Annotated in this window: 30 protein-coding genes; 12 read left to right on the top strand and 18 right to left on the bottom strand. The window is 60.9% G+C overall.

Features of this window, described 5'->3' with window-relative positions; translation table 11 throughout:
• The first annotated feature begins 90 nt into the window (after nt 1-90).
• The gene (locus ACMA5I_RS02665) at nt 91-459 is read left to right on the top strand and encodes a hypothetical protein (RefSeq protein ID WP_525884679.1); all 369 of its coding nucleotides are present in this window, start codon (nt 91-93) and stop codon (nt 457-459) included.
• On the opposite strand, the gene ACMA5I_RS02660 is transcribed toward ACMA5I_RS02665, so the two are convergent.
• Genes ACMA5I_RS02660 through ACMA5I_RS02645 form a run of 4 tightly spaced genes read right to left on the bottom strand, consistent with a single transcriptional unit; the run spans nt 456 to nt 3,510 of the window.
• Nucleotides 456-929, bottom strand: a complete 474-nt coding sequence (locus ACMA5I_RS02660; protein WP_525884678.1) for a glycosyltransferase — start codon at nt 927-929, stop codon at nt 456-458. The two genes, ACMA5I_RS02665 and ACMA5I_RS02660, sit on opposite strands and share 4 nt — an antisense overlap.
• Entirely contained in the window at nt 926-1,372 is a 447-nt protein-coding gene (locus ACMA5I_RS02655; RefSeq protein ID WP_525884677.1) for a UDP-N-acetylglucosamine--LPS N-acetylglucosamine transferase, read from the bottom strand. Before ACMA5I_RS02655 ends, ACMA5I_RS02660 begins: the two co-directional genes overlap by 4 nt.
• Complete coding sequence (locus tag ACMA5I_RS02650) at nt 1,372-2,673, bottom strand: UDP-glucose dehydrogenase family protein (RefSeq protein ID WP_525884676.1); 1,302 nt, start codon at nt 2,671-2,673, stop codon at nt 1,372-1,374. Before ACMA5I_RS02650 ends, ACMA5I_RS02655 begins: the two co-directional genes overlap by 1 nt.
• A gap of 27 nt (nt 2,674-2,700) precedes the next feature.
• Nucleotides 2,701-3,510, bottom strand: coding sequence for a zinc-ribbon domain-containing protein (locus tag ACMA5I_RS02645; RefSeq protein ID WP_525884675.1), 810 nt, complete (start codon nt 3,508-3,510; stop codon nt 2,701-2,703).
• A 183-nt stretch (nt 3,511-3,693) separates the two neighbouring features.
• On the opposite strand from ACMA5I_RS02645, the gene ACMA5I_RS02640 reads away from it, so the two are divergent.
• The 3 genes from ACMA5I_RS02640 to ACMA5I_RS02630 are packed head-to-tail and all read left to right on the top strand — an operon-like array spanning nt 3,694 to nt 5,989.
• On the top strand, nt 3,694-4,368 hold the full coding sequence (locus ACMA5I_RS02640) for a cell division ATP-binding protein FtsE (protein WP_525884674.1): 675 nt from the start codon (nt 3,694-3,696) through the stop codon (nt 4,366-4,368).
• A complete protein-coding gene (locus tag ACMA5I_RS02635; RefSeq protein WP_525884673.1) occupies nt 4,365-5,300 on the top strand; it encodes a cell division protein FtsX in 936 nt (311 codons plus the stop codon). Before ACMA5I_RS02640 ends, ACMA5I_RS02635 begins: the two co-directional genes overlap by 4 nt.
• Nucleotides 5,300-5,989 carry a lysophospholipid acyltransferase family protein gene (locus tag ACMA5I_RS02630; protein WP_525884672.1) on the top strand — a complete coding sequence of 230 codons (690 nt, stop codon included), beginning with the start codon at nt 5,300-5,302 and terminating at the stop codon, nt 5,987-5,989. Before ACMA5I_RS02635 ends, ACMA5I_RS02630 begins: the two co-directional genes overlap by 1 nt.
• On the opposite strand, the gene ACMA5I_RS02625 is transcribed toward ACMA5I_RS02630, so the two are convergent.
• From ACMA5I_RS02625 to ACMA5I_RS02615, 3 genes are read right to left on the bottom strand one after another with little or no spacing between them, the layout of a single operon-like run.
• Nucleotides 5,972-6,586, bottom strand: a complete 615-nt coding sequence (locus ACMA5I_RS02625) for an FMN-binding negative transcriptional regulator (protein WP_525884671.1) — start codon at nt 6,584-6,586, stop codon at nt 5,972-5,974. The genes ACMA5I_RS02630 and ACMA5I_RS02625 overlap by 18 nt on opposite strands.
• Nucleotides 6,587-7,543 carry an acetyl-CoA carboxylase carboxyltransferase subunit alpha gene (locus tag ACMA5I_RS02620; protein ID WP_525884670.1) on the bottom strand — a complete coding sequence of 319 codons (957 nt, stop codon included), beginning with the start codon at nt 7,541-7,543 and terminating at the stop codon, nt 6,587-6,589.
• A gap of 25 nt (nt 7,544-7,568) precedes the next feature.
• A complete protein-coding gene (locus tag ACMA5I_RS02615; protein ID WP_525884669.1) occupies nt 7,569-8,159 on the bottom strand; it encodes a DNA-3-methyladenine glycosylase I in 591 nt (196 codons plus the stop codon).
• 85 nt (nt 8,160-8,244) lie between these two features.
• Between ACMA5I_RS02615 and ACMA5I_RS02610 the strand changes: the two genes are divergently transcribed.
• Nucleotides 8,245-9,042, top strand: a complete 798-nt coding sequence (locus ACMA5I_RS02610; RefSeq protein WP_525884668.1) for an EAL domain-containing protein — start codon at nt 8,245-8,247, stop codon at nt 9,040-9,042.
• A gap of 51 nt (nt 9,043-9,093) precedes the next feature.
• On the opposite strand, the gene phaR is transcribed toward ACMA5I_RS02610, so the two are convergent.
• On the bottom strand, nt 9,094-9,675 hold the full coding sequence (gene phaR / locus ACMA5I_RS02605; protein ID WP_525884667.1) for a polyhydroxyalkanoate synthesis repressor PhaR: 582 nt from the start codon (nt 9,673-9,675) through the stop codon (nt 9,094-9,096).
• A 238-nt stretch (nt 9,676-9,913) separates the two neighbouring features.
• On the opposite strand from phaR, the gene ACMA5I_RS02600 reads away from it, so the two are divergent.
• The gene (locus ACMA5I_RS02600; RefSeq protein WP_525884666.1) at nt 9,914-11,089 is read left to right on the top strand and encodes a thiolase family protein; all 1,176 of its coding nucleotides are present in this window, start codon (nt 9,914-9,916) and stop codon (nt 11,087-11,089) included.
• Nucleotides 11,090-11,121: 32 nt separating this feature from the next.
• Nucleotides 11,122-11,844: a beta-ketoacyl-ACP reductase gene (locus tag ACMA5I_RS02595; RefSeq protein ID WP_525884665.1), complete on the top strand. Its 723-nt coding sequence runs from the start codon at nt 11,122-11,124 to the stop codon at nt 11,842-11,844.
• Between the two features lie 63 nt (nt 11,845-11,907).
• Here the strand turns inward: ACMA5I_RS02595 and ACMA5I_RS02590 are convergent, their stop codons facing one another.
• The 3 genes from ACMA5I_RS02590 to ACMA5I_RS02580 form a co-directional block, all read right to left on the bottom strand.
• Nucleotides 11,908-12,078, bottom strand: a complete 171-nt coding sequence (locus ACMA5I_RS02590) for a YdcH family protein (RefSeq protein ID WP_525884664.1) — start codon at nt 12,076-12,078, stop codon at nt 11,908-11,910.
• 71 nt (nt 12,079-12,149) lie between these two features.
• Entirely contained in the window at nt 12,150-12,905 is a 756-nt protein-coding gene (locus ACMA5I_RS02585) for a tRNA1(Val) (adenine(37)-N6)-methyltransferase (protein WP_525884663.1), read from the bottom strand.
• Nucleotides 12,902-13,114, bottom strand: a complete 213-nt coding sequence (locus ACMA5I_RS02580; protein ID WP_525884662.1) for a putative signal transducing protein — start codon at nt 13,112-13,114, stop codon at nt 12,902-12,904. Before ACMA5I_RS02580 ends, ACMA5I_RS02585 begins: the two co-directional genes overlap by 4 nt.
• Nucleotides 13,115-13,166: 52 nt before the next feature.
• Here ACMA5I_RS02580 and ACMA5I_RS02575 point away from each other — a divergent pair, with 52 nt between their 5' ends.
• A complete protein-coding gene (locus ACMA5I_RS02575; RefSeq protein WP_525884661.1) occupies nt 13,167-14,168 on the top strand; it encodes a polyprenyl synthetase family protein in 1,002 nt (333 codons plus the stop codon).
• Here the strand turns inward: ACMA5I_RS02575 and ACMA5I_RS02570 are convergent.
• The 3 genes from ACMA5I_RS02570 to ACMA5I_RS02560 all read right to left on the bottom strand — a co-directional run bounded on the left by ACMA5I_RS02570 (nt 14,129) and on the right by ACMA5I_RS02560 (nt 18,340).
• Nucleotides 14,129-14,965 carry a 4-(cytidine 5'-diphospho)-2-C-methyl-D-erythritol kinase gene (locus ACMA5I_RS02570; protein WP_525884660.1) on the bottom strand — a complete coding sequence of 279 codons (837 nt, stop codon included), beginning with the start codon at nt 14,963-14,965 and terminating at the stop codon, nt 14,129-14,131. The two genes, ACMA5I_RS02575 and ACMA5I_RS02570, sit on opposite strands and share 40 nt — an antisense overlap.
• Nucleotides 14,955-16,622 carry a tetratricopeptide repeat protein gene (locus ACMA5I_RS02565; RefSeq protein WP_525884659.1) on the bottom strand — a complete coding sequence of 556 codons (1,668 nt, stop codon included), beginning with the start codon at nt 16,620-16,622 and terminating at the stop codon, nt 14,955-14,957. The genes ACMA5I_RS02570 and ACMA5I_RS02565 overlap by 11 nt, the downstream gene beginning before the upstream one ends.
• A 71-nt stretch (nt 16,623-16,693) precedes the next feature.
• Nucleotides 16,694-18,340: an electron-transfer flavoprotein:ubiquinone oxidoreductase gene (locus ACMA5I_RS02560; RefSeq protein ID WP_525884658.1), complete on the bottom strand. Its 1,647-nt coding sequence runs from the start codon at nt 18,338-18,340 to the stop codon at nt 16,694-16,696.
• A 168-nt stretch (nt 18,341-18,508) separates the two neighbouring features.
• Here ACMA5I_RS02560 and greA point away from each other — a divergent pair, with 168 nt between their 5' ends.
• From greA to ACMA5I_RS02540, 4 genes are all read left to right on the top strand, one after another.
• Entirely contained in the window at nt 18,509-18,979 is a 471-nt protein-coding gene (gene greA / locus ACMA5I_RS02555; RefSeq protein WP_525884657.1) for a transcription elongation factor GreA, read from the top strand.
• Nucleotides 18,972-19,967 carry a hypothetical protein gene (locus ACMA5I_RS02550; RefSeq protein WP_525884656.1) on the top strand — a complete coding sequence of 332 codons (996 nt, stop codon included), beginning with the start codon at nt 18,972-18,974 and terminating at the stop codon, nt 19,965-19,967. Before greA ends, ACMA5I_RS02550 begins: the two co-directional genes overlap by 8 nt.
• Nucleotides 19,968-20,039: 72 nt before the next feature.
• Nucleotides 20,040-20,738 carry an AzlC family ABC transporter permease gene (locus ACMA5I_RS02545; RefSeq protein ID WP_525884655.1) on the top strand — a complete coding sequence of 233 codons (699 nt, stop codon included), beginning with the start codon at nt 20,040-20,042 and terminating at the stop codon, nt 20,736-20,738.
• Nucleotides 20,731-21,051 (top strand): branched-chain amino acid transport AzlD family protein, encoded by a 321-nt coding sequence (locus ACMA5I_RS02540; protein WP_525884654.1) that lies wholly within the window; start codon nt 20,731-20,733, stop codon nt 21,049-21,051. The genes ACMA5I_RS02545 and ACMA5I_RS02540 overlap by 8 nt, the downstream gene beginning before the upstream one ends.
• A 51-nt stretch (nt 21,052-21,102) precedes the next feature.
• Here ACMA5I_RS02540 and mscL read toward each other — a convergent pair whose 3' ends face one another.
• The 4 genes from mscL to pheS form a co-directional block, all read right to left on the bottom strand.
• A complete protein-coding gene (gene mscL, locus ACMA5I_RS02535; RefSeq protein WP_525884653.1) occupies nt 21,103-21,501 on the bottom strand; it encodes a large-conductance mechanosensitive channel protein MscL in 399 nt (132 codons plus the stop codon).
• 129 nt (nt 21,502-21,630) lie between these two features.
• Nucleotides 21,631-24,027, bottom strand: coding sequence for a phenylalanine--tRNA ligase subunit beta (pheT, locus tag ACMA5I_RS02530; RefSeq protein ID WP_525884652.1), 2,397 nt, complete (start codon nt 24,025-24,027; stop codon nt 21,631-21,633).
• Complete coding sequence (locus tag ACMA5I_RS02525) at nt 24,027-24,602, bottom strand: hypothetical protein (protein ID WP_525884651.1); 576 nt, start codon at nt 24,600-24,602, stop codon at nt 24,027-24,029. The genes pheT and ACMA5I_RS02525 overlap by 1 nt, the downstream gene beginning before the upstream one ends.
• Before the next feature lie 43 nt (nt 24,603-24,645).
• Complete coding sequence (gene pheS / locus ACMA5I_RS02520) at nt 24,646-25,722, bottom strand: phenylalanine--tRNA ligase subunit alpha (protein WP_525884650.1); 1,077 nt, start codon at nt 25,720-25,722, stop codon at nt 24,646-24,648.
• Between the last annotated feature and the right edge of the window lie 35 nt (nt 25,723-25,757).

The raw sequence follows: 25,757 nt of genomic DNA, 5'->3' as shown, positions 1-25,757 counted from the left end.
CGGTGCCAAGAGAGGCGAAAAAGCTGCGGGACAGCGCGGCGCGCCAATGCTACGAAAGATGTGATACCGCCGCTTAACGGGAGATCCTTCATGATCCGTTATCTTTGTCTCGCCGCCGCCCTTCCGCTGTTCGCCTGCGGCCCGACGCCGGAAAAGATCGCCGCGATGCCCTTCCCGGAGGCGGAATATCAGCGCGTCGCAATTGACGGCGACCTGTTGCTCTTCCTCGAAGAAGGCAGCGATGTGGACGACCTCGCGCCGGTGATCGCCCGCTATCCAGAGGTCTCGATTGGCCGCACGCTGTCAGAAAATGGCTGGCCGATTGTCCTCGTCTACGTCCCTAAAGGACAGGAGAGCGCTTACGCGCGCGAGCTAATGAAAGAGGACATTGTCCTGCGCGCTGAACGCAATTGGGCCGGGCAGCGTGAACAGATGGAAGTCTCCGTCGGCGTGCTTTAACCCGCTGCGATAAACTCCCGGAGACGTGCGATTAATTGCTGGCGGGCCGGGCTCTCTTGCTCCCCCGCCGGGACAAGATCGCCGCGCAAGATCAGCGCCTCAAGAGCCGCCGCATCCTCCGCAATATAATATCCCGGTACGCCCTGCATCTGCGCTGCCGTCGCCCGCTGATGCTCGTTACGATGCTCGCCTTTCGCTGCGATGCGCGGCATGAGGATCGCCGGTTTCTGCGCCTTGCGCGCCGTCAGGATCGTACCCATCCCCGCATGACCGACGATGAGCCGCGCCGCCGCGACCTTCTCGCTGAACGTCGCCGGATCAAGGCTCGCGGCGGTCTCCATATGTTTGGCGACGTAGCCGCCGTACCCGGTCTGCGCAAAAATCTCGATGCCGTGGCGCGCGGCAATGGCGTCCAGCGCGTCCATCAGACGCGGGAAAGGAAGCTGCGTGCCGACCGTCGCGAAAATCACAGGATCGACCCCGCATAGTCCGCGCCCGATTGCTTCGCGACATCGGGCCACTGGCTCAGCCAAAGATCCGCGACCCGGCGCGCGAGTTTGCCAGACATGGAGAGCTCTTCGGCATTCGCGACACTGTCGACCCAGATGGTCCGCGCGCCAAAGAGTTTGCCGATCCCGAGCGCCATCACGCCGGGCAAAGCGCCGGTGGAAAGGATCACGTCGGGCTTCTCGCGCCGGATAATCCGCATGAGCCGCGCCGCCGTGCGGGCGACATTTACCGGCTCGTTGCGGTTGCAATCGCGAATGATGTCAAAGCGTTCAAGGCCCGCCTGCTGCGGCAACCCATCGAGCGTGGTGAGGTAAAGCACGTCGCAATCCTCGTAGGCGGGGCGCATTTCCAGCATCTGCTGCCAATGCCCGCCGCCCGACGCGATGGCGATCACCCGCGTCATTACCGGCCTACGCCGCTATAGGCGAAGCCCGCGCCTTCGGCCTGCGCGCGGCCATAGACATTGCGCAGATCGACCATCACGGGCGTGTTCATCGTCTCGGCCAGTCGCGGCAGATCGAGCGCGCGGAAAGCGTTCCACTCGGTCATGACGATCACCGCATCAGCGTCCTTCGCCGCGTCATAAGCGCTGTCCGACCATGTCACGCCCGGCAGCAGCGCCTCGCCTTCCTTTTTGCCCTCGGGATCGGTCACGCGCACCCTCGCCCCCGCCCCGACCAGCGCCGGCACGATGGTAAGCGCCGGGGCATCACGCATGTCGTCTGTGTCGGGCTTAAAAGTGACGCCGAGCACGGCGATGGTCTTGCCGGACATCTCGAAACCAAGCGCCTCGTCGATCTTTTCGATCATCGCGCGCTTACGTTCTTCATTGACCCGGATCACGGTTTCAACCAACTGGATCGGGCTGGAATGATCCTGACCAATCCGCGCCAAGGCTTTGGTATCTTTGGGGAAACAGGATCCGCCATAGCCGGGACCGGCGTGAAGAAATTTCGGCCCGATGCGGCCATCGAGACCCATCCCGCTCGCCACTTTCTGCACATCCGCGCCGACTTTTTCGCAGAGCGCGGCCATCTCGTTGATGAAGGTCACCTTCATCGCAAGGAAAGCGTTTGCGGCATATTTGATCACCTCGGCGCTTTCGAGATCGGCATAAACCACCGGCGCGTCGCGGAGCGAGAGCGGGCGATAAATTTCGGCCATCACGGCTTTGGCGCGGTCATTTTCGACGCCAACAACCACACGGTCGGGCCGCATGAAATCGTCAATCGCCGCGCCTTCGCGCAGGAATTCGGGGTTGGAGGCGACGTCGAAATCCGCGTCGGGCCGCGCCGCGCGGATCACGCGCTCAACCTCGCGATTGGTGCCAACCGGCACGGTCGATTTCGTCACAACCACCGTGTAACCATCGAGATAGCCTGCAATTTCCGCCGCCGCCGCATAGACGAAGGTGAGATCGGCGTGGCCATCGCCGCGGCGGGTCGGGGTGCCCACGGCGATGAAGACTGCGTCCGCCTCGGCCACGGCGGTTTTCATATCGGTCGTGAAAGAGAGCCGCCCCGCTTTCACATTCTTGTCCATCAGAACATCAAGGCCCGGCTCGTAAATCGGCACTTCGCCGCGATTGAGCGACTCGATCTTGCCCTCGTTTTTGTCAACGCAAACAACATCATGTCCGAAATCCGAGAAGCACACCCCGGAGACGAGCCCGACATAGCCCGTGCCAATCATCGTAATTTTCATCTTAAATTCCCACCATTTGAGGCGCGATCAACCCTGACCGCCGCCGAATAATTCTCCGAGCCGCTCCTGCACGAAGAGGCGGAGCGAGAGCACAACTTCATGCGTGCCTTCCGCGAAGCCGGCAAGGGCCGGGACGCTGCGCGCGATGGCCTCGTGATATTGTGAAATCAGCAGCGCCGCGACGACGATGGCCCCGACGAGCCGCATCCCGTCACCAAAAGCGCGGAAATTTGTGGCTTCCGAAGCGTCTGTTCGTTCTGCTTCAGGCGCGGGCGTCGGCTCGGGCGCTTCATCGGCCTTCACCGGCGTGGCGCGTCGGTGATCCGGCTGAATGGCGACGACCGGCGCGACGACGACATCTTCGTCGTCGGTCACATAATCCGCGACCGGTTCCTCTACCTCACCCGACGTCGGCGCAGCCGGATTGGCAAAGATCGGCGCGGTGTCCGGCACCTCATCCTTGGCGTCATCTTCCGAAACCTCGTCCGCATCTTCCGCGTCCAGAACCTCTGCGTCCTCTTCCTCATCATCGAGATCCCCCAGAAGCGCAGGATCAATGGAGTCCTCTTCCTCCGCCTCCTCTTCGGTGATCTCATCCGCGTCGATATGCCCCGAAAGTGCCGCGTCCTCGGGTGTCAGAACCACCGACTCTGCCTCCGCATCACTCAAATCCTCAAGCCGCGGCTCCTCCGGCTCGGACCGCCCGAGCACCGCCGCGCCAGGACGGAAAAACCAGATATCCTCGCAAGATGCGCATTGAACATTACGCCCCTCAGTCGGGATCAGATGGTTGGCCACCTCATAGCGCGCTTCGCAATTTGGGCAGGTGAGGATCATTCGGGCTCCATTCGCATGAACGCTTGCGTTTGCATCACTCCTTACCGCGCCGCCCGCAAGCTGCCAAGGGCGCAGCGGTAAACGAGCTGTTAACTGCTCGGTGAAGCTTTGCCATATCGGCGCACCGCCCCTTGTATGCGCGAGGCTTTTGGGGGAAAACGAGGCGCAAATCAGGGGGTCGATGTGATCACATTTCGCGGTGCAGGGTTCAGCTATGGCGGCGGAGAGATTTTCTCCGCCCTGTCGCTCGACATCACGCCGGGCGGTTTTTACTTCCTGACCGGCCCGTCCGGCGCGGGCAAAACGACCTTTCTGCGCCTGTGCTATCGGGCGCTGACCCCGACCAAAGGGACCGTATCTCTTTATGGTCAAAACGCCAGCGAGATGAGCCGCGATGACGTGGCGCATCTGCGCCGGAAGGTTGGCGTCGTCACGCAAGACACCGAATTTCTTGACCATCTGAGCATTGCCGAAAACATCGCCTTGCCGCTGACGGTCGCGGGCAAAGATCCGGCGGCGCATCTCAAGGATCTGACGGATCTCATCAATTGGGTCGGCCTCAAAGGCCGCGCCGACGCTCTCCCGCAGGAGCTGTCCGGCGGGGAACTCCAACGCGCGGCCCTCGCCCGCGCTGTGATCGCCGGGCCGGAGTTGATCCTTGCCGATGAGCCAACCGGCAATATCGACTGGGAAATGGGCATGAAAGTGCTGGGCCTGCTGATCGAGCTCAACCGCATGGGAAAAACCATCCTGATCGCCACCCATGATCTCAATCTGGTCCGCGCCGCGCAAAAGGCCGTAGACGTGCAGATTATGCGGCTCGATGGCGGCAATGTGAAGCTGGCGGGGTCCGTATGAGTGTGATCAAGCGCGAAATCAATGCCTTTCGCGGGCGCTCCTCCCGGCTCGCGGCGCTCTTTATCGGCGACCGAGCCGCAGACCGCGCCGTGCCGCCGACCGGCCACACCGCATGGACAACCCTGATTTCCGCCGCCGCGATGGCCTTCATTGCCGTCTTCGTTCTGGCGCTCTCGCTCGCGGCGGGACGGCTCGCCAGCACATGGTCCGACGAGTTGGCCCGCTCCGCGACGATCCGCATCAACGCGCCCGCCGAAACGATCGACGCGCAAACCGAAACCGTGCTGCGGCTCCTGAGCGAGACGCCCGGTATCGCGGATGCGCAGGTGATGGATGAAGCGCGCCAAAAAGACCTGCTCGCCCCGTGGTTTGGCGAGGATCTGCCGCTCGACGCCCTGCCGATCCCCCGCATGATCGAGATTGAGGAAGAACGCGTTGGCCCGGACGTCTCCGGGCTGAAACTGCGCCTTGAGGCCGAAGCCCCCGATGCCGTCTTTGACGATCACAGCCGCTGGCGCGCGCCTTTGGTGAGCGCTGCCAATGGGTTACGCCGCCTCGGCTGGCTCTCGCTACTTCTCATCTGGGGCACGGTCGGCGCGATCATTTCCCTCGCCGCGACTGCCTCTCTCGCCGCTAATGCGCAGGTGATCGACGTGTTGCGACTGATCGGCGCGACCGACGATTACATCGCAAAAGCCTTCATCCGCCGCTACACCATGCGCGCCCTCAGCGGCGCAGCGGTCGGCAGCCTCATCGCGGTTGTTCTCATCCTGCTGATCCCGTCGCCGGTCCCCGATGGCGGCGTCTTGACCGGGCTGGGCTTCCAGAGCTGGCACTGGCTCCTCGTGATCCTCGTCCCCATCCTCATCGCCGCCATCGCCTTCGCCGCCACCCGTTTCGCGGCCAAACGCAGCTTGCTTCGGAGACGTTAATGAACACCCTCCGCGGCCTGCTTTTCCAGATCATCATCTACGGCGCCATGCCGTTTTGGGGCCTCCTCGGGCTGCCCTTCCTCATCTGGTCGCGCGCGGCTACCTACCGCGTGATGAAAAGCTACTCCCATTGGGCGATGTGGATGGCGCGCGTCCTTTGCGGCATCCGCTACGAGATCCGGGGCGAGGTCCCGGATGGCGAGGTCATCATCGCCTCCAAACATCAGAGCTTCATGGATATTTTGCTCCTCATGATCGCTCTGCCCGCGCCGAAATATGTGATGAAAGACAGCATCAAATATCTGCCCGCGCTCGGCCAATATGCGATGCGGATCGGCTGCGCGCCGATTGTGCGCGGCAAGGATGGGACGAAAAAGATGATGGAAGGCGTCGCGCGCCACCGCCGTTTGCCCGGCCAGATCATCATCTATCCGCAAGGTACGCGCGTCCCGGTTGGCGAGGTGCGCCCCTACAAACGCGGCGTCAGCCACATGTATGAAGCGTTGCAACTGCCGCTGGTCCCCGTCGCGACCAATGCGGGCGTGATGTGGCCGAAAAGCGGCTTGGCAAAATATCCCGGTATGGCAGTAATTGAGTTTCTCGAACCGCTGCCTGCCGGCCTGCCCGCGAAAGAACTGATGGAGAAGCTCGAAACGCGGATCGAAACCGCGTCAGACGCTCTGCTTTAGCGCCTTCATCATCGCCGCCACAGCGCGCGGATCGAGACCCGGCGCGCCCTTTTCCATCTGATCCGCCGCCCGCAAACGTACCTCATCAGTCTTGTTTTGCGAGAGTTTGAACGTGCTGTCGATAGACTCAACCGTGAGCCGCACCGGCACGATCATCCGCATCATTTTTGCCAGCACTTCGGGCGTCATCTTCTCCGTTCGCCAGATCGGTTTCGGCGCAAGCTCCGCCTCGAAGCGTTCGGACAAACGGTCGAGATGTGCGCGCAAATCTTGCGGCTCGAGCGCACGCATCGGCCCGCGCAGATGCACCGCGACATAATTCCATGTCGGCACCTGATCCTCGACCTCGTACCAGTCCGGCGAGACATAGCTGTCCGGCCCACTGACAATCAACGTCACATCCGTCGGCAGCGCGCGCAGCAGCGGATTCGAGCGCAAGAGATGCGCTTCCAACTCCCCATCCACCGCGACAAACGGCGCCGCAGCAATCACCGGCGCGCCGTCGGTCACGCCGACAAACTGACCAAAGCCGCGCGCCACCGCAAAATCGAAAGCGGCCTGCTGGTCAGTCTTCCGAAAGATCGGATTCGGGTGCATTTAGAGCCCCTTGGACCCCACTTCGAGATATTTCTTCCGGCGCGATTTGATCAGCTCCTCGCCGCTTTTCTCCTCAAGCCGGTCGAGCGCCGCTTCAATCGCCGTGCCAACCGCCTTGATCGCCGCTTCCGGGTCGCGCTGCGCGCCGCCCACTGGTTCATCAACGATCTCGTCAGCCACGCCAAGCTTCTTGAGGTCCTGCGCGGTGAGCCTCAGCGCTTCCGCCGCTTCGCGCATCTTGTTGGAATCCTTCCACAAGATCGACGCGCAACCTTCGGGCGAGATCACCGAATAGATCGAATGCTCCAGCATGATCAGATGATCCGCGGTCGCGAAGGCCACCGCCCCGCCGGACCCGCCTTCACCGATAATCACCGACACAAACGGCACCCCGGCACGCAGACACATCTCCGTCGAGCGCGCAATGGCCTCCGACTGCCCGCGTTCCTCAGCCCCCTTGCCCGGATAGGCCCCCGCCGTATCCACAAGAGTCACCACCGGCAGACCAAACTTGTCCGCCATCTGCATCAGACGCACGGCTTTGCGGTAGCCCTCCGGCCGCGCCATGCCGAAATTATGCTTCAGCCGCGAATTGGTATCGCTGCCCTTCTCGTGGCCGATCACAATTACCGGCCGGTCGTTCAGACGCGCCAGCCCGCCCATGACCGCGTCGTCCTCACCAAATGCACGATCACCCGCCAGCGGTGTAAATTCCGTAAACAGCGTGTCGATATAATCCTTGCAATGCGGCCGCTGCGGGTGACGCGCAACTTGCGTTTTCTGCCACGCATCCAGCTTGCCATAGAGATCCTTGAGCAGCGCTGCGGCTTTCTTATCAAGGGCTTTCGCCTCGGAGCGCATATCCGCGCCGCCCTCTTTCGTGCCGGACGCGCGCAGCTCTTCCGCCTTGCCTTCGATGTCCGCGAGACCTTTTTCGAAATCCAGATAGCTATGCATCGTTGCCCTTTCTCAGTCGGCGGTTTTATGCCCGGTGACGCGGCGGAAGTCCAGCAACCGCCGCATGGCGGTGACAGCTTGTTAAATGATCATTCACCATCCCGACAGCTTCCATAAAGGCATAGATGATGGTCGGCCCGACAAATCGAAAGCCCTTGGCCTTCAAATCCTTCGAAATGGTTTCGGAAAGCGGCGTCGAGGTCGGCACGTCAGCGATGGTCGCGAAAGTATTCTGGATCGGCGCATCACCCACAAATCCCCAGAGATAATCGGCAAAACCTTCTTGCGCCTCAATCTCCTGCCATAGCTGCGCGCCGCGGATCGTCGCCTCGATTTTGCCGCGATGCCGGATGATCCCAGGATCACTCAGCAAGCTGTTTATCTTTTCTTCATTATAGTTACCGATAATGACCGGATCGAAGCCGTCAAAAGCGATGCGAAAATTGTCACGTTTTTTAAGAATGGTGATCCAGGACAGCCCCGCCTGAAAGCCATCGAGCACCATTTTTTCCCAGAGGGCGCGGCTGTTATATTCAGGAACGCCCCACTCCTGATCGTGATAGTCCACATAAATCGGGTCCGTACCGCACCACGGGCAGCGCGTAATATCGCTCATGACTTCCCTCAAAAAAACGTTGCGTCTTTACGCGTTCTTTACAGTTTTCACCACAGATTGATCCCATCGAAAAGGGAGCAAAAGCATGAGTGCATTTCAATCCGAAGTTATTCCGATCGAAGCAGGCACACTCGCTCATGCTGTGCGGCGCCGCGCTGCGGTGCAACTCGTCGAAGATGCGATCACCGAAAACCGTTTCGAGCTTGCCTTTCAGCCGGTCGTCAGCCGCGACATTCGCACGCCGGCTTTCTATGAGGGGCTTGTCCGTATTCGGGACCGTGCCGGGAGCCTCGTCCCGGCGGGCGAGTTTATCCCGTTTATCGAACATGCCGATGTGGGGCGGATTATTGACCGCACGGTTCTGGGGCAAGGCATCCGCACCTTGCGCGAGCATCCGCATATGCGTCTCTCGGTGAATATGTCGTCCCTTTCCATCGGCGATGCGGACTATACCGCGCTGCTGCACGACGCGCTCGATAATGATCCGGCCACCGCAGAGCGACTCATCATCGAGATCACCGAATCGGTCGCCATGTTCGAATCGCGGCGTGTGTCGGAATTTATGCACGACATCCATAATCTCGGCGTTAGTTTCGCGATGGACGATTTCGGTGCCGGCTACACCGCCTTCCGCCACTTCCGCGATTTCGCCTTCGATATGGTCAAGGTGGATGGGCAATTCACCCGCGAAGTGAACCGCTCGGAGGACAATCAAGTTCTGATCCGCGCCCTCGTCTCCATCGCCGAGCATTTCGGGATGTTCACCGTCGCCGAATTTGTGGAGACCGAAGAAGAAGCACGGACGCTGGAAAAACTCGGCGTTCAAGCGATGCAGGGCTTCCATTTCGGCCGTCCCGCGCCGCTTTCCGAACTGCCCAAATAAAAACGCGGAGCACCTGGCCCCGCGTTTTTTCTTATCCGTGGCTTGGCGGAGTTAGCTATCCGCCTTCTCACCGCTGAGACGCTCGATCTGTTTTTGCATCTCAGCCATCTGCGTTTTCAGCGCAGCAATTTCCGCTTTATCCGCGGTCATTTCTCCGCCTTTTTCGCCCTGCTGGAACGGGCTGAACATGCGCATGGCGTTCTGGTAAATTTCCATGTTCCGCTTCACCAGTTCTTCCATCCCGATCATCGCCGGATTGGAGCCAAGTGTGGCACGAAGTTGTTGGCGGAATTTATCCTGATTCTCCGCGAAACTCTGCATCGAGCTTTCGAGATAGCCCGGCACGAAGCCTTGCAGCGCATCACCGTAAAGCTGAATGAGCTGCCGCAAAAAATTCGTCGGGAGCATGGTTTGCCCCTTTGATTCTTCATCGAAAATGATCTGCGCCAGCACCGTCCGGGTAATATCTTCCCCGGATTTTGCGTCGCGCACCACAAATTCACGCCCTTCGCGCACCAGTTCACTGAGCGAGTCCAGCGTCACATAGCTAGACTTTTCAGTGTTATAGAGCCGCCGGTTGGCATATTTCTTAATGACGATGGGTTCGCCTTCGACCCGCTTACGTGCAGCCATTGCCACTCCCCCTGCAAAAATTGTGCATTTATTTCGAAACTACCATTTTTTTTGCATTGCACAAGCATTGCGAAAACGCGTGTCGCAACGAGACGGCGCGAAGTGACCTAAGGTAAAAAGCTCACGAATTAGCGGTTGCAATATCCGGCGTGCCCCACATAAGCTTCCCCAAACCGCCATTATTTGTAACAAAATTGCGTGGCGGTCGAAGAAAGTTAATCGCGTAAGGGAGACACGCATGACCAATGTCGTAATCGCATCCGCAGGACGCACCGCGGTGGGGAGTTTTATGGGCTCATTCGCCAAAACTCCGGCGCATGAGCTTGGCGCCGCCGTCATCAAGGGCGTTCTGGAGCGTGCGAAAGTCTCGCCGGATGAGGTGGACGAAACCATTCTGGGTCAGGTTTTGACCGCTGCTCAAGGCCAGAACCCGGCGCGTCAGGCGCATATTCTCGCGGGCCTTCCCGAAGAAGCGTCGGCTTGGGGTCTGAACCAGGTGTGCGGCTCGGGCCTTCGCGCCGTGATGCTGGGTGCGCAGCAAATCCAGACGGGTCAGGCGGATATTGTCGTCGCGGGCGGGCAGGAAAATATGTCCTTGTCCCCCCATGCCTCGACCATGCGCGCAGGCCAGAAAATGGGCGACGCAAAATTCACCGATACGATGGTGCATGACGGCCTCTGGGACGCGTTCAACAATTACCACATGGGCACAACCGCCGAGAATGTCGCCGAAAAATGGCAAATCTCGCGCGAGGAGCAGGACAAATTCGCGGTGACCTCCCAGAACCGCGCGGAAGCGGCGCAGAAGGACGGCAAGTTCAAGGATGAGATCATCCCGTTCACCGTGAAGGACCGCAAAGGCGACAAGGTCGTCGAGGATGATGAGTATATCCGCCACGGTGCGTCGCTGGAAAACATGGAAAAACTGCGTCCGGCGTTCTCGAAAGAGGGGTCCGTGACGGCAGGGAACGCCTCCGGCCTCAATGATGGCGCGGCCGCTGTCGTGTTGATGAGTGAAGAAAACGCCAAAGAGCGTGGCGTCAAACCGCTGGCCCGCATTGTGGCCTATGCGACCGCCGGTCTCGACCCGCGAATTATGGGCGCGGGCCCGATCTATGCCTCGCAAAAAGCGCTCAAGCGTGCTGGCTGGAAGGTCGAGGATCTCGATCTGATTGAAGCCAACGAGGCCTTCGCGGCGCAGGCATGTGCGGTGAACAAGGAGATGGGCTGGGATACCGAAAAGGTTAACGTGAATGGCGGCGCCATTGCGATTGGCCACCCGATCGGCGCGTCCGGTGCCCGCGTCCTCGTAACCTTGCTGCATGAGATGGAGAAGCGCGACGCGAAAAAAGGCCTCGCAACGCTCTGCATCGGCGGCGGCATGGGCGTGGCCCTCTGCGTTGAGCGCGACTGAAAACAAGATAAATAAACTTAGGGAGACTATTTATGGCACGTGTAGCACTTGTCACTGGCGGCTCGCGCGGGATCGGCGCAGCCATTTCCAAGGCATTGAAAGAAGCGGGATATACCGTCGCCGCGACCTATGGCGGCAATGACGAAGCCGCGTCGAAATTCACCGAAGAGACCGGCATCAAGACCTATAAATGGTCGGTCGCGGATTACGACGCCTGCGCCGACGGGATCGCGAAAATCGAGGATGAGCTCGGCCCGATCGACATTCTCATCAACAATGCCGGGATCACCCGCGACGCTCCGTTCCACAAAATGACGCCGGAGCAGTGGAACGAAGTGATTAACACCAACCTCACCGGCATCTTCAACATGACCCACCCGCTCTGGCCGAAAATGCGTGAGCGCGGCTTTGGCCGGATCGTCAATATTTCCTCGATCAATGGCCAGAAGGGCCAATTCGGTCAGGGCAACTACTCGGCGGCGAAGGCGGGAGATCTTGGCCTAACCAAGGCGCTGGCGCAGGAAGGTGCGGCAAAAGGCATCACCGTGAACGCGATCTGCCCCGGCTATATCGCGACCGAAATGGTCATGGCGGTGCCGGAGAAGGTGCGCGAATCCATCATCGGCCAGATCCCGGTTGGCCGTCTTGGTGAGCCGGAGGAGATCGCGCGCTGCGTGGTGTTCCTGGCGTCTGAAGAGGCGGGCTTCATCACCGGCTCGACCATCTCGGCAAATGGCGGTCAGTATCTCGTCTGATCGAGTCCCCAAAAAGAAAGGGCGGAGCCGCGGCTCCGCCCTTTTTTGTTCAGCTGGCTTCGCTTAGCCCGCGCCTTCCAATCGCGTGATCTCTTCCTTGATCTTGAGCTTTTGCTTTTTCAGCTCTGCAATTTCGGCGTCGCTGGATCCGGGGCTGCGCTGAATCGCCTCCACCCGGTCTGACAGTTCCGTATGCTTTTCGTGAAGCTTGCTGATATGGTTTTCAACACTCATCGGGGTGGCTCCTCCATACGTGTTCCCGTTCGAGTAGTGCAGCACAGAAAAACCGATCTGTCACCTACCTGTCACAAAAAACTGAATCTATTCCATATTTCTTCACCATCTCGCAGGATGGCGCGTGCGTCATTTGTAAATTCGTCGCCGTCCTGATGGGTGGTGCCCCGGTGAAGAACCAAGGGCGGGTAAAGGGTTAGCCCGCCTTTGCGCCCTTTGCGCGCGGTCACGATGACCCTCCCTGCGGCGCGCCCGTCTCGCGCCGTCAGCGGCAAAACGCGCAGATCCCCCGCCCGTCCGTGAAGCGCCGCAAGGATCGCATCGAGCCGCTCCGCCAAATGGATCAGCGTGACCTCGCCCTTTGGCTGCGTGCGGCGGAGCGCCGCGTCGATCCACGCCTCAACGCCTGCCTCCATGTGACGCGACTGCGCCCGCTGCGGATTTTCCGCTTTATGCCCGGCATGTTGCGCCCAAAAGGGGGGATTGAAGATCACGTGGTCAAACTGCCGCTCGCGCAGACCGGATGGCAGATTGAAGAGATCAGCCGTCACGATCTCCCCGGAAAATCCATTCTGCGCCAGATTGCGGCGCGCCCGTTCTGCCGCGTCCGCCTGTTTTTCCACACCCAAAAGTTTCACATCAGCGATTCGCGCAGCAAGGCAGGCAAGCGCCGCGCCCGACCCGCAGCCCAGTTCCAACACATTTTGCCCCGGCTTCGCAGGCACGGCCGCCGCCAAAAACACCGGATCCGTGCCCGCGCGATATCCCTCAACAGGCTGAAAAAGCTGGATCCGCCCGCCGAGAAAATCGTCGAGGCTCTCGCTCACGTCTCGATCAGCCCATTGTCGCGCAGTGCCGCGACCGCATCCTCGGCATCGCTGTCCGCCACCATGACGCGGCGCGGCAGAATTCCGATAGAGCCTTCTAAAACGCTCATATTTACGTCGAACAGGAATGGCTCTATACCCTCGGAACGAAGCACCGCTTGGGCGAACGCAAGGGTGGCTGGGTCGTTTGTGCGAAGCACTTCGCGCATGGCTCTCCTCCGGCAATCGCCCCCAATTGAGACTGCGCGAAGGGATCCGTCAATGACCGACCGCTCCGTTATCAGCCCCGTGATCGACCGTCTTCAGGTCGCGTTGTCCGACGATATGGACGCGGTGAACCGTGAAATTCGCATGCGGATGCAGTCGGAACACGCCCCCCGGATCCCGGAGGTCACCGCGCATCTCGTCGAGGCCGGCGGCAAGCGTCTGCGGCCCATGTTAACCTTGGCGAGCGCACGGATGTGCGGCTATGACGGGTCGCATCATATCAGCCTCGCGGCGACGGTGGAGTTCATCCACACGGCGACGCTGCTTCATGATGATGTGGTTGATGAAAGCCGCCAACGGCGCGGTCGTCCGTCCGCTAACCTGTTGTGGGACAACAAATCTTCGGTTCTCGTCGGCGATTATCTTTTCGCGCGGGCGTTCCAGATGATGGTCTCGCCCGGTTCGCTTGAGGTGCTGGAAATCCTTTCCAACGCCTCCGCCGTGATTGCCGAGGGCGAGGTGCTGCAACTCTCCGCCGCCGCGTCGCTCGCGACGACCGAGGACACCTATCTGCAAGTCATTCGCGGCAAAACCGCAGCGCTTTTCGCGGCGGCTTGCGAGGTTGGCGGCGTGATCGCGGAGCAGCCAGACGAGGTGAACGCGGCGCTTCACGCCTATGGCGACGCGCTCGGCATCGCTTTCCAGATGGTCGATGATGTGCTGGATTATGGCGGCGTTAGCCAGACGCTCGGCAAGAACACTGGCGATGATTTTCGTGAGCGAAAACTGACCCTTCCGGTTATTCGTGCAATTGCTGCGGGCGATGACACCGAGCGGGCTTTCTGGAAACGCACCATTGAGAAGGGCGACCAGCAGGACGCCGATCTCGACGAAGCGCAGCGCCTTCTCGCCAAACATGGCACGCTGGAATCGACGCGCCAAACCGCGCTCGACTACGCAGCCCGCGCGAAAGCCGCGCTTGATCCGCTGCCCGCATCAGAGATGCGCGATCTGCTTCAGGAATTGCCGGATTTCGTGGTCTCGCGCGTCGTCTGAGCCGCGCGCACCCACCATTCTGGATTAATATTTGAAATCTCGGCGGCGGCATTTTTCGCCGCGTCGGCGCTCTCAAAAAGACCAAAACACGTCGCGCCAGAGCCGGACATCCGGGCGAGCCATGCGCCGGAATCTTCTAGCACATTTAGCACCGTCGCAATTTCCGGCGCGGTTTGCTTTGCGGGCGCTTCCAAGTCATTCCGCTGCGCGCGGAGCCAATCCGCGAACGGGTCCGCAAGAGGCGTCATTTCTGGATTGTCTTTTGCTTCCAGCGCCTTGAACACCGCACTTGTTGAAACGGAGACGCCCGGATTGACCAGGACAAGTTGGAGCGCAGGCAGATCAACCGGATCAATCTCCTCCCCAATCCCGCGCATCATGCAGTTTTCGCCGCGCAAACACACCGGCACATCTGCGCCGAGCGCTAAGATTTCTTCCTCATGCGGAAGTGCAAACCCGGCCTCGGCGAGCAAGCGCAACGTCGCCGCCGCATCCGCCGACCCGCCGCCGATTCCCGACGCGACGGGCAGATTTTTTTCCAGCAAAAACGTGCCGCCCGCCCCGCACAAACGCGCCGCGCGAAGGATGAGATTGTCTGCCTCACCGTCCAGATCCGGCCCAAACGGCCCCTTGACCTCCAGCGTCAGCGTCCCGCCCGGGGCATAGCGTAACCGGTCGCCCACACCCGCGAACACCACCAACGAGTCGAGCAGGTGCAGCCCGTCAGGCCGCTGCCCCGTCACATGCAAAGCAAGGTTAATTTTCGCCGGCGCGAAGCCCGGATCCTTATTGGGCATCCTGCCGGTCCAGCGCCTCGATACCCTCGTCAAGTTTTTCGCGAATCCGCGTCGCCATCTCTTCATCCGGCTCCAGCGACAGCGCCCGCTGCCACTGCACCCGCGCCTCGCGCATCCGGCCGACGCGCGCGTAAATATCGCCGAGGTGATCGTTCAGCGTCACGTCCTCCGGCATCAGCGAAATCGCTTCCTCCATCGGCTCCACCGCAGCTTCATATTCCCCGAGGCGGTAGCGAACCCATGCCAAACTATCAATGATATAAGCGTTTTGCGGGTCTGCGGCGACGGCTTCCTCAATCATCTGCTGCGCTTCTTCGACCAGCCTACCCTGCTCCACAAGCGAGTAACCGAGATGGTTCAGCACGATCGGTTGACCCGGTTCCAGTTCCAGCGCCTGCCGCAAATCGGCCTCCGATCCCTCAAATTGCCGAAGCTGTTCTCGCACCGCGCCGCGCTGGTAAAACAGCACCCAATGGGCGTTGCGCGGCTCGCCATTGATGCGGGCAATCGCCTCGCCATAGGCTGCATTCGCCTCCTCGTAACGCTCCATACTATGGTAAAGATCGCCGAGTTTGCTGTGGACCAGAAGCTCGTCGCTGAACCGGTTTCGCAGATCAACCAGAAGCGCCAAAGCCTCCTCATCGCGCTCCCCCGCCGCGAGAATGTCGGCGCGAGCGAGGCCCACTTCCATCGCGCGCGGGCTGTCTTCCGGCATCTCGGCGAGCGCGGCGGAGGCGAGGTCATACTGCCCCAGACTGTCGAGCAAATCGGCGGTCAGCAGCGCATAATCGATCTTCTCAGCCGCCAGCGCCTGCGCGTAGCGCGCATAGACGAGGCTCAAACGCGACGCGCCGTCGCCATCGAGCGCCAGCGCGACATCGTAAAACGCCTCGGCCAGACCATCCTTGGCGGTGCGAATCTGGTTAAAGGGAATGGTTTCGCCTGCTTCAAGCCGCGCAAGCAGGGCCGAGACCTCCTCATCCTGCGCCCCATTGGCGAGCGCGTCTTGCAGCAGCGCAATCGCTTCATCCCCGCGATCAATCTGCGAGAGAACCGTCGCGCGGATGATGAGCCCGCCGCGGTGGATCGTGGAGGCATCGCCTTCGCCATTGGTAAAAGCCGCGTCGGCGCCCTCGTAATCGCCGACCATCGCGCGGATCAGGCCCTCATGGAAGCGCCCGTAAAAACGCATGATCGGGTTGGTGCTCATTTCATTAAACTGCGCCTGCGCCTCTTCGACGCCGCCATTCGCCGCCGTGATCCAGCCGGTCACGAGCGCGCGGACGAGCGCATTCAGCTCCAGCCGATTCTCCGCGAGAATCGTATTGGCGCGGCCAAAGTCATTGTCGCGCATCGCCATGGAGATGATGTGCAGGACCGCGAGCTCCTTCGGCCCCTCGCTCTCAAGGAGCCGTCGCGCATACTCGGTCGCCCCGTCGAGATCCCCCGCCGCGATGCGCGTGTAAAGCGCGTTCTGAATCAAAAAGAAATTTTCGGGATCCTGCGCCAGCGCTTCGGTGTAATACTCGCCCGCCACCGTGAAATCCGCCATCCGGTCGGCATGAGTCGCGGCGAGATAAGGGCCGGCCATGGTGTCTGCGGTCAGCGGGGAAGCCCCGATGGTCAGGGCGAAAGCTAGCGAAATTATCCGGCGCATAAGGATCCTGCTCAGTTTTGCAGGAACCCTATGCGCAGGGCGCGCCGAGATCAACGGCACGCCGCGCAAACTTACATATTCGGGTAGTTCGGTCCTTCGCCGCCCTGCGGGGTCGTCCAGACGATATTCTGGGACGGGTCCTTGATATCGCAGGTTTTACAGTGGACGCAGTTCTGGCTGTTGATGCGGAAAACCGGTTTGCCGTCATCCTCCAGAAATTCGTAAACGCCCGCCGGGCAATAGCGTTGCGACGGCCCGGCATAGACCGGAAGGTTCACATCGACCGGGATATTCGGGTCTTTGAGCTTCAGGTGGCTCGGCTGGCCTTCCGCATGGTTGGTCGCCGAGAAGCTGACATTGGTGAGGCGGTCAAAGCTGATCTTGCCATCGGGCTTGGGATAGGTGATCGGCGCGAAATCTTCCGCCTTTCCGGTGGCTTCCGCGTCGGTCTTGCCATGTTTCCACGTGCCGAACGGGTTCCAGCCGGTGACATTGGCCACCCACATATCGATCCCGCCGAGCATCAGGCTGCCGAGCATCCCAACCTTGGACCACATCGGTTTGACGTTGCGCACGCGCTTGAGATCCTTGCCGATCTCGCCGTTGCGCACCGCCGTCTCGTAAGCCTCCAGCTCGTCGCCTTCGCGGCCCGCCGCCAGCGCTTCGGCCGCCGCTTCCGCCGCCGCGATCCCCGAGAGCATCGCGTTATGATTGCCCTTGATGCGCGGCACATTGACCATCCCGGCGGAGCAGCCGAGCAGCACCGCGCCCGGCATGGTCAGCTTCGGCATGGACTGCCAGCCGCCTTCCGTGATCGCTCGCGCGCCGTAAGACACGCGCTTGCCACCTTCGAGCAGCTTGGCGATCTCCGGGTGATGCTTGAGCCGCTGGAATTCCATATACGGATACAGATGCGGATTCTGATAATTCAGATGCACCACGAAGCCGATGAAAAGCTGATTGTTTTCGGCGTGATAGATGAAGGAGCCGCCGCCCGCATTCTTCCCAAGCGGCCAGCCCATGGTGTGGACGACACGGCCTTCGGAATGGTTCTCCGGCTTGATCTCCCAGATTTCTTTCATGCCGATGCCGTATTTCTGCGGCTCTTTTCCGGAATCAAGCGCATATTTTTCAATGAGTTGCTTGGAGAGCGACCCGCGCACGCCTTCGGCAAACATCACATATTTGCCGTGAAGCTCCATGCCCGGCTCGTAATCCGGCCCTTCGGAGCCATCTTCCGCGCGGCCAAATTCACCGGCGACGACGCCCTTCACCCGGTCGCCTTCATACACCAGTTCCGAACACGCCATGCCGGGGAAAATCTCGACCTCCAGCGCCTCAGCCTGCTCCGCCAACCAGCGGCAGACATTGCCCATGGAGACGATGTAATTGCCGTGATTGCTCATCAGCGGCGGCATCGGGAAATTCGGGATGCCGATGGAGCCTTCCTCGCCCAGCATGAGGAACTTGTCCTCTTTCACCTCGACGGAGATGGGCGCGCCCTTCTCTTTCCAATCGGGGATGAGCGTGTTGATGCCGATCGGATCGAGGACCGCGCCGGAGAGAATATGCGCCCCGACTTCGGAGCCTTTCTCCAGAACCACCACGGAAATGTCTGGATTGACCTGCTTCAGGCGGATCGCCGCGGAGAGCCCCGATGGCCCTGCCCCCACGATCACAACATCATATTCCATCGACTCGCGCTGATGCTCGGACATCCAATTTCCTCCCGGCTAGGTCCTGGCTTTCTCATTGGCTAAGCAAAATTGACGTGCAGGTCAATTAAAACAGCACGTCTAACGGGAAAGCCTATGCTTCGCCTTGCACCTCCCTTGGTGACATCCTATCGTCAAAATTTGTGAAGCAGCAAAGATAACAGGGCCATCATGGAAAAAATTCCGATGACCGAGACTGGGTTCAACGACTTAAACCGTGAACTCAAGCAGTTAAAAAGTGAAGAACGCCCGGCGGTTATTTCGGCGATTGCCGAAGCGCGCGAGCATGGCGATCTGTCGGAGAACGCGGAATATCACGCCGCGCGCGAGAAACAGAGCTTTATCGAGGGCCGGATCAAGGAACTCGAAAGCGTCATCAGCCGCGCCGAGGTGATCCGGGTCGCAAATCTGTCGGGTCCGATCAAATTCGGCGCAACGGTGCGTCTCGTCGATGAGGACACCGAAGAAGAGAAGAGCTATCAGATTGTTGGCGAGCAGGAGGCCGATATCGAGCGCAACTTGCTCAACATCAAATCGCCGCTCGCACGGGCGCTGATTGGCAAGGAAGAGGGCGACTCCGTCGAGGTGAAAACCCCCGGCGGCGAGCGGTCTTACGAAATCCTAGAGATCAAATATGTCTGATGTGAAGAACCGGCTGAATGGCGGCGTCGCGCAGTTTCGCACCCTGCCCCTCTACTGGCGGATCGCCGGGATTGCCTCGGTCGTCTGGCTGGTTCTCGTCGCCATTTACGGCGCGGGCTTCTTCTTCGGCGGCGCCGCACCGCGGGCCGCCGTGTTCCTCGAAGTCATGATTTTCCTGCTGGCGGGTCTCCTGCCGGTGGTGTTCTTTCTCGTCGCGGGCAATCTGGCGCAAAGCGCGGCGCGGCTTGCGGCGCAGGTCGATCGTCTCGAAGGCCGGATGAGCGATGCGAGCCGTATTCGCCAAGCCGCGGTGGCCGGTGCCGATGGCAAAATCGACGTGGAGGCGCTGATCGCGGCCCTCCCGCAGCAGCACGACCCGAGCGAAAAGCTGGAGGCGATTGACGCCAAACTGCGCCGCCTGCTCGACCGCTCTGCCAATCCCGGTCGCGCGCAGCCCGCGCTCTCTGAGACCTCCGCTGCGCCGCGCGCGCCGCAATCCGCGCCCGCTCCCGCTGCGCCAACCGCGCCGCCTAGCGAGGATCTGACCGTCAATGACGTGATCGGCGCGCTGGACTTCCCGTTCAACACCGCCGAGGGCCGCGCGTTGGTCCGCAAGGTCCGCAGCCAGCCCGAAATGGCCGCGCTGATGCGCGCCGCCGAGGATCTGCTGAACGCACTCTCCGATGACAGCATTTTCGTCGATGATCTGCGTCAGGGCCGGGCCGATGCGGCGCTCTGGCGCGCCCATGCCGAAGGCGATGAGGGCGCCTCCGTCGCCCAGCATGAAGGCTCTGACATCGCCGAAACCGTTCGCGGCAAGATGACCGCCGACCCGATTTTCGCCGACGCCGCCGATGTCTTTGCCAAACGCTTCCGCGAAGTGCTGGCCGAGATCGCGACCGAAGGCAGCGACGACAATCTTGCCGCCCTCGCCGACAGCCGCACGGGCCGCGCCTACGCGCTTATTCTTTCGGCGAAAAAAGCCTGATCCCCCTCTGGAACTCTCCCGCCGCTTTGCCTAGCATCGCGGCGGACGGTTTGAGGTGAAAGGCGTCTTCCCATGACACGACATTGGCAACGGGGCCTGCGCGATGCGCTTCCGATGATGCTCGTCATCGCCCCTTTCGGCTTGCTCTACGGCGTCGTCGCGCAGGCGGCGGGCTTTACCATGACGCAGACCATGGCGATGACCATCATGGTGATCGCGGGCGCCTCGCAATTCACGGCGACGCAGCTTCTGACCGAGAACGCGCCCTTCCTCATCATCCTGCTGACCGGCCTCGCCATTAACCTGCGCATGGTGATGTATTCCGCCTCCATGACCACCCATGTCGGCTCCGCCCCGCTCGGGCAGCGCGCCGCCATGGCCTATATGATGGTCGACCAGACCTTCGCCATCGCCGAGCGGGAATATGTCGAGAACCCGGCCCTCTCGGTGGCGGACAAGATGGGCTATTATTTCGGCACCTGCATCCCGATCGTGCCTCTCTGGTATCTCTCCACTTGGGCCGGGGCCGCGTTCGGCACCACCTTCCCCGACGATATCGGCCTTGATTTCGCCGTCCCCATCACCTTCATCTCGCTCTTCGCCCCGGCCATGCGCCGCTTCCCGTCAGCGGGCGCAGCCGTCGCGGCCAGCCTCACCGCACTGCTACTCTACCGCATTGTGCCTTACCAGCTCTGGCTCATCATCGCTGGCGGCGTGGGCATGGTGACCGGCGCGCTTCTCGAAATCGCACAGGAGCGCCGCCATGGATGACGCAAAAATCTGGGCGGTGATCGTCTGCCTCGGGGTCGGAACCTTCCTGCTCCGCTTCTCCTTCCTCGGCCTTCTGGGCGACCGGAAAATGCCCCGCTGGGCGCTTCGCCTCTTGCGCTACGTGCCGGTCTCGGTCCTGCCCGCCCTCGTCGCCCCGGCCGTCATCTGGCCCGCGGCAACCGGCGGCGAAACCGAACCCGTGCGCCTTCTCGCCGCCATCGCCGCGCTCGTCGTCGGCGCGGCCACCCGTCAGGCGCTCGGCGCGATCTTCGCCGGGCTCGGCGTCCTGCTCATCGGCCTGCAAATCACATGAAAAAGCCCCCGGCGGCAACCGGGGGCTAAAATCTACATCTGAAAACGTGGCTTACGCCTGACGTGCCAGCAGATCGCGGATCTGAACGAGCAGCTCTTCCTGGGTCGGGCCAGCTTCTTCCTCAACCGCTTCCTCTTCCGGGCCGGTTGCCATGTCGCGGGCGCGGTTCACGGCTTTCACCAGCAGGAACACCACCCATGCGATGATCAGGAAGTTGATCAGGGCCATGATGAAGTTACCATAGGCAAAGGTCGCTGCGTTCTCGCCGTCGCCGAAGGTCCATGCGAGGCTGGAGAAGTCGATACCGCCGATGAAGAGGCCGATCAGCGGGTTGATGAGGTCGTCCACCAGCGAGGTGACGATAGCGGTGAAGGCTGCGCCGATGATGATACCGACCGCCATGTCCATTACATTGCCTTTTGCAATGAACTCTTTAAATTCGTTGATCATTGTTTACTCCTGAGGTTCACGCGGCGGTGATTAACAAAGCGTGACTATCAGTCAACATGAATGATTGGCGCAAATTACTAAGCGCCAATTCTGTAAAGGTTTCGTCGGGTTCACTTTATCGTGACGCCTTTAGCGACGTAATGTCGCACCCGTGGCTTTCTCCACCGCCGCGACGACTTTTTGCGACACGGCGTCGATATCCGCATCCTTCAGCGTCGTCTCACGCGGCTGAAGCCGGACGGAGAGCGCCACAGATTTGCGGTTCTCGCCAAGCTGCGCCGCCGCTTTCTCGCCAGTGAACACGTCGAACACATCGGCGCTCGCGATCAGCGCCTTGTCCGCGCCTTTCGCGGCTTTGATCATGCTCTCCACGGCGACATCGGCGTCCACGACAAAGGCGAAATCGCGCTCCACGGCCTGCAGATCCGGCGCGTCAAGTTTCGCCCGCGTGGCGGTCTGCGTTTTCGGGAAGGGGATATTCGATGGATAAAGCGTCACCGCCACCGCCGCACCCTTGATGCCGAATGCCTCCAGCACTTTGGGGTGCAACTCCCCAAAGGCCGCCAGCGGGTTCTTCGGGCCGAGCGACAGCACGCCCGAGCGGCCCGGATGGAACCAGTCCGGCGCATTGCGCATCACCATCAACCGGTCCACCGGCGCGCCGAGGGTTGTCAGGATCGCTTCGGCATCGGCTTTCGCGTCGAACAGATCCACCGCGCGGCGGGTGCCATGGGCATTGCGCGGCGCGGTCATGCCGACGCGGAGCGCGCCCGCATGCGTGCCCATATCCTCCGGCTCACCGCCCGCGAAAACCGGACCCAACTCGAAGAGCGCCACATCGGCAAAACCGCGCGCCTGATTGCGCGCTGCCGCGGCGAGAAGGCCCGGCAGAAGATCCGGGCGTATATGGCTCATTTCCGAGGAAATCGGGTTCGCCACACGGGTCGCATCCGTGCCGCCGCCGAACATCTCGGCAGCCTTCTGATCGATGAAACTATAGGTCACCGCCTCATTCAGACCCTGCGCCGCCAGCGCGCGGCGGGCCGAGGTCAGGCGGGTCTGCATCGGGGTCAGCAGCGGGCGCGCGACACCCGCCGGGCGCGGCAAGGGCTGGCCGACGAGTTTGGAGAGTGAGGCGACGCGGGCCACCTCCTCCACCAGATCCGCCTCGCCGCCCACATCGGGCCGCCAGCTTGGCACGGCGACCTCAAACGGTCCGTCGCCGGAGACCGTGAAGCCGAGCGCTTCCAGTATCCGCTTCTGCTCCTCCGGCGCAATCTCCATGCCAACAAGCGAGATCAGCCGCGCCGGGTCGAGCGTGTAGCTGCGCGCGGTGTCCGGGATCGCGCCCGCCACCACGACCTCGGACGGCTCGCCGCCGCAGAGGTCCAGCACAAGCTGCGTCGCCATTTCCATGCCCTCGGCGACAAATTCCGGGTCCACGCCGCGCTCGAACCGATAGCGGGCGTCGGAGTTGATTTTCAGCTTCCGGCCCGTCATCGCGGTGCGTTTCGGGTCAAACAGCGCGGCCTCGATGAACACGTCCACAGTGTTCTCATCGACGCCCGTATCCTCGCCGCCCATCACGCCGCCGAGGCCGACAACGCCGCTCTCGTCACACACGGCGGTCATCTCATCGTCGAGCGTGTAGGTCTTTTCGTCGAGCGCCAAAAACTTCGCGCCGCCCTGACCGAGTTTCACCGACAGATTGCCCTTAAGCTTCTTCGCATCAAACACATGCAGCGGGCGGTTGCGGTCGAAGGTCATGTAGTTGGTGATGTCCACCAGCGCGGAAATCGGGCGCAGACCGATGGCTTTCAGACGCTGTTGGAGCCAGTCGGGGCTGGGGCCGTTCTTCACGCCGCGCACGAGGCGACCGTAGAAGGCGGGGCAGGCATTGGTATCCTCAATCGAAATCTTGATCGGGGATTCAAATTTTCCACTGACCGTTTCAATTCCCGGCGTCTTGAGCGTGCCGAGCCCGCGCGCGGCGAGATCCCGCGCAACCCCGGCCACGCCAAGCGCGTCGGGACGGTTCGGCGTGATCGCGATGTCGATCACCGGATCATTCAGCCCCGCATAATCGACGAAAAGCTGACCCACCGGCGCGTCCTCCGGCAATTCGATAATCCCGTCATGCTCATCGGACAGCTCCAGCTCGCGCTCGGAGGCCATCATGCCCTGGCTCTCGATCCCGCGGATCTTGCCGACCTGAATCGTCGTGTCGATGCCGGGGACGTAATCGCCGGGCTGCGCGACCACCACATGAATGCCCGCCCGCGCATTGGGCGCGCCGCAAATGATCTGCTGCTCGCCCTTTTCGGTCAGCACGGTGCAGAGCTTGAGCTTGTCCGCATCGGGGTGCTTTTCGGCGGTCAGAACCTTGCCGATCTTGAACGGCAGACGGTCGGCGGGGTTCTCCACCCCTTCGACCTCAAGGCCAAGATCGGTCAGCGCCTCGGTGATCTCATCGAGAGAGGCGTCGGTGTCGAGATGCTCTTTGAGCCAGGAGAGGGTGAATTTCATTATCTTTCCCCTAAACGTATCAACGGGATCATGCGATCCTCGATAATAGATATCGCGTTGTCTATATGCGCTTTGAACTCGTCTGAATCTCCACCATCCTCGAAGATAGTATTTTCCAGAAGATCTAATTCATCCAACTGTCGTTCACTTGAAGGAGTTTGTCGTGCAATCTGGCGGACCCTCTTTATAAGTGAATTTAATAATCGACTTCGCCCGTCAAAAATTTGACTTATCGCGTTATCAACTTCTTCTGAGCCAAATAAATATTTTTGTCTCACTTGTAGCCGACGAAGCTTTAGATATTCCTCGTCTAAACCCATAAGTTCTTGAATGCGTCGTCTTAAATCATAGGTATCCTCGTTCTCGTCTCCATCTGGCGCTGGATGACCAAAAGGAGACCTGATAGCGCTAAGTTTAAAGGAAATGTCAGAAGCCAGAGCAATTAGCTCTTCGCCAAGATCGGCGCGTTTAACTGCAAGCTTCTCTCTTTTCCATGAATCTAGCCCCTTCCACGCGACAGCGACCCCCGTAACCAAAGCTCCCGCAGATATGAGTGAAGCGATGGCGGAAATCATGTTTGCAACGTCCGAGGCTGTAGGAATACAGCAGTCAGGCACATCACACCCGCCCCCGCAGCGTCGGCACTTGAAGTGCCCCGAACCCGTAATGCCGCAACCAACGCAAATCGCTGTCAAAGAAGGCCCGCAAATCCGGGATTCCGTATTTCAGCATGGCGATGCGGTCGATGCCCATGCCGAAGGCGAAGCCCTGATAGGTGTCCGGATCGATACCGCCCGCTTTCAGCACTTTGGGGTGCATCATGCCGGAGCCGAGGATTTCCATCCAGTCATCGCCCTGCCCGAGCTTGAGTTGCCCATCTTCCCATGAACAGCGGATATCGACCTCGGCGGAGGGTTCGGTGAAGGGGAAGTGGGAGGCGCGGAATTTCAGCTCCACATCGTCGATCTCGAAAAACGCGCGGCAGAACTCTTCCAGCACCCATTTGAGGTTGGCCATGGAGATGTCCTTGTCGATCGCCATGCCCTCGACCTGATGGAACATCGGGGTGTGGGTCTGGTCGTAATCGGCGCGGTAGACGCGGCCCGGCGCGATGACGCGGCAGGGCGCGCCATTGGCTTCCATATGGCGGATCTGCACCGGGCTGGTGTGGGTGCGCAGCACATGGGGCGGGCGGTCGTCGCCTTCCGCGCGGTGCATGTAAAACGTGTCCATCTCCTGCCGCGACGGGTGTTCGGGCACGATGTTGAGCGAGTCGAAATTATACCAGTCCGTCTCGATCTGCGGGCCTTCGGCGACCGCGAAGCCCATATCGGCGAAAATGGCGGTGACTTCCTCGGTCACCTGCGAAATCGGATGGATGGAGCCTAGCTGTTGAGGCCGCGGGCTGAGGGAGACGTCGAGCCATTCGGCCTTGAGGCGTTCGGCCAGCGCCGCATCGCCAAGGGCGGCTTTCTTGGCGACCAGCGCGGAATTGATCTCGTCTTTCAACGCGTTAAGCGCCGGACCCGCCGTCTGGCGCTCCTCCGGGGTCATTTTCCCCAGCTCGCGCATTTTCAGCGAGACCTCGCCTTTTTTGCCCACGGTGGAGACCCGCAGCGCCTCCAGCGCGGCCTCGTCCCCTGCCCCGTCGATCTCGCCGAGGATGCGTGATTTCAATGCGCCCAGATCGTCCATAAATGCCTCATTTGCCGCCCGCTCACGGGGTTAGC

The sequence above is a fragment of the Jujubicoccus corallicola genome, assembly GCF_047345645.1.
Classification (GTDB): Bacteria; Pseudomonadota; Alphaproteobacteria; order Rhodobacterales; family Rhodobacteraceae; genus JBLEFH01.
This window is presented reverse-complemented; position numbering and strand designations above follow the sequence as displayed.

Coding starts and splice junctions, on each gene's coding strand:
- ACMA5I_RS02665 (WP_525884679.1), top strand. CDS start 91: ATGATCCGTTATCTTTGTCTCGCCGCCGCCCTTCCGCTGTTCGCCTGC.
- ACMA5I_RS02655 (WP_525884677.1), bottom strand. CDS start 1,372: ATGACGCGGGTGATCGCCATCGCGTCGGGCGGCGGGCATTGGCAGCAG.
- ACMA5I_RS02650 (WP_525884676.1), bottom strand. CDS start 2,673: ATGAAAATTACGATGATTGGCACGGGCTATGTCGGGCTCGTCTCCGGG.
- ACMA5I_RS02645 (WP_525884675.1), bottom strand. CDS start 3,510: ATGATCCTCACCTGCCCAAATTGCGAAGCGCGCTATGAGGTGGCCAAC.
- ACMA5I_RS02635 (WP_525884673.1), top strand. CDS start 4,365: ATGAGTGTGATCAAGCGCGAAATCAATGCCTTTCGCGGGCGCTCCTCC.
- ACMA5I_RS02630 (WP_525884672.1), top strand. CDS start 5,300: ATGAACACCCTCCGCGGCCTGCTTTTCCAGATCATCATCTACGGCGCC.
- ACMA5I_RS02625 (WP_525884671.1), bottom strand. CDS start 6,586: ATGCACCCGAATCCGATCTTTCGGAAGACTGACCAGCAGGCCGCTTTC.
- ACMA5I_RS02620 (WP_525884670.1), bottom strand. CDS start 7,543: ATGCATAGCTATCTGGATTTCGAAAAAGGTCTCGCGGACATCGAAGGC.
- ACMA5I_RS02615 (WP_525884669.1), bottom strand. CDS start 8,159: ATGAGCGATATTACGCGCTGCCCGTGGTGCGGTACGGACCCGATTTAT.
- ACMA5I_RS02610 (WP_525884668.1), top strand. CDS start 8,245: ATGAGTGCATTTCAATCCGAAGTTATTCCGATCGAAGCAGGCACACTC.
- phaR (WP_525884667.1), bottom strand. CDS start 9,675: ATGGCTGCACGTAAGCGGGTCGAAGGCGAACCCATCGTCATTAAGAAA.
- ACMA5I_RS02600 (WP_525884666.1), top strand. CDS start 9,914: ATGACCAATGTCGTAATCGCATCCGCAGGACGCACCGCGGTGGGGAGT.
- ACMA5I_RS02595 (WP_525884665.1), top strand. CDS start 11,122: ATGGCACGTGTAGCACTTGTCACTGGCGGCTCGCGCGGGATCGGCGCA.
- ACMA5I_RS02590 (WP_525884664.1), bottom strand. CDS start 12,078: ATGAGTGTTGAAAACCATATCAGCAAGCTTCACGAAAAGCATACGGAA.
- ACMA5I_RS02580 (WP_525884662.1), bottom strand. CDS start 13,114: ATGCGCGAAGTGCTTCGCACAAACGACCCAGCCACCCTTGCGTTCGCC.
- ACMA5I_RS02575 (WP_525884661.1), top strand. CDS start 13,167: ATGACCGACCGCTCCGTTATCAGCCCCGTGATCGACCGTCTTCAGGTC.
- ACMA5I_RS02570 (WP_525884660.1), bottom strand. CDS start 14,965: ATGCCCAATAAGGATCCGGGCTTCGCGCCGGCGAAAATTAACCTTGCT.
- ACMA5I_RS02565 (WP_525884659.1), bottom strand. CDS start 16,622: ATGCGCCGGATAATTTCGCTAGCTTTCGCCCTGACCATCGGGGCTTCC.
- ACMA5I_RS02560 (WP_525884658.1), bottom strand. CDS start 18,340: ATGTCCGAGCATCAGCGCGAGTCGATGGAATATGATGTTGTGATCGTG.
- greA (WP_525884657.1), top strand. CDS start 18,509: ATGGAAAAAATTCCGATGACCGAGACTGGGTTCAACGACTTAAACCGT.
- ACMA5I_RS02550 (WP_525884656.1), top strand. CDS start 18,972: ATGTCTGATGTGAAGAACCGGCTGAATGGCGGCGTCGCGCAGTTTCGC.
- ACMA5I_RS02545 (WP_525884655.1), top strand. CDS start 20,040: ATGACACGACATTGGCAACGGGGCCTGCGCGATGCGCTTCCGATGATG.
- ACMA5I_RS02540 (WP_525884654.1), top strand. CDS start 20,731: ATGGATGACGCAAAAATCTGGGCGGTGATCGTCTGCCTCGGGGTCGGA.
- mscL (WP_525884653.1), bottom strand. CDS start 21,501: ATGATCAACGAATTTAAAGAGTTCATTGCAAAAGGCAATGTAATGGAC.
- pheT (WP_525884652.1), bottom strand. CDS start 24,027: ATGAAATTCACCCTCTCCTGGCTCAAAGAGCATCTCGACACCGACGCC.
- ACMA5I_RS02525 (WP_525884651.1), bottom strand. CDS start 24,602: ATGATTTCCGCCATCGCTTCACTCATATCTGCGGGAGCTTTGGTTACG.
- pheS (WP_525884650.1), bottom strand. CDS start 25,722: ATGGACGATCTGGGCGCATTGAAATCACGCATCCTCGGCGAGATCGAC.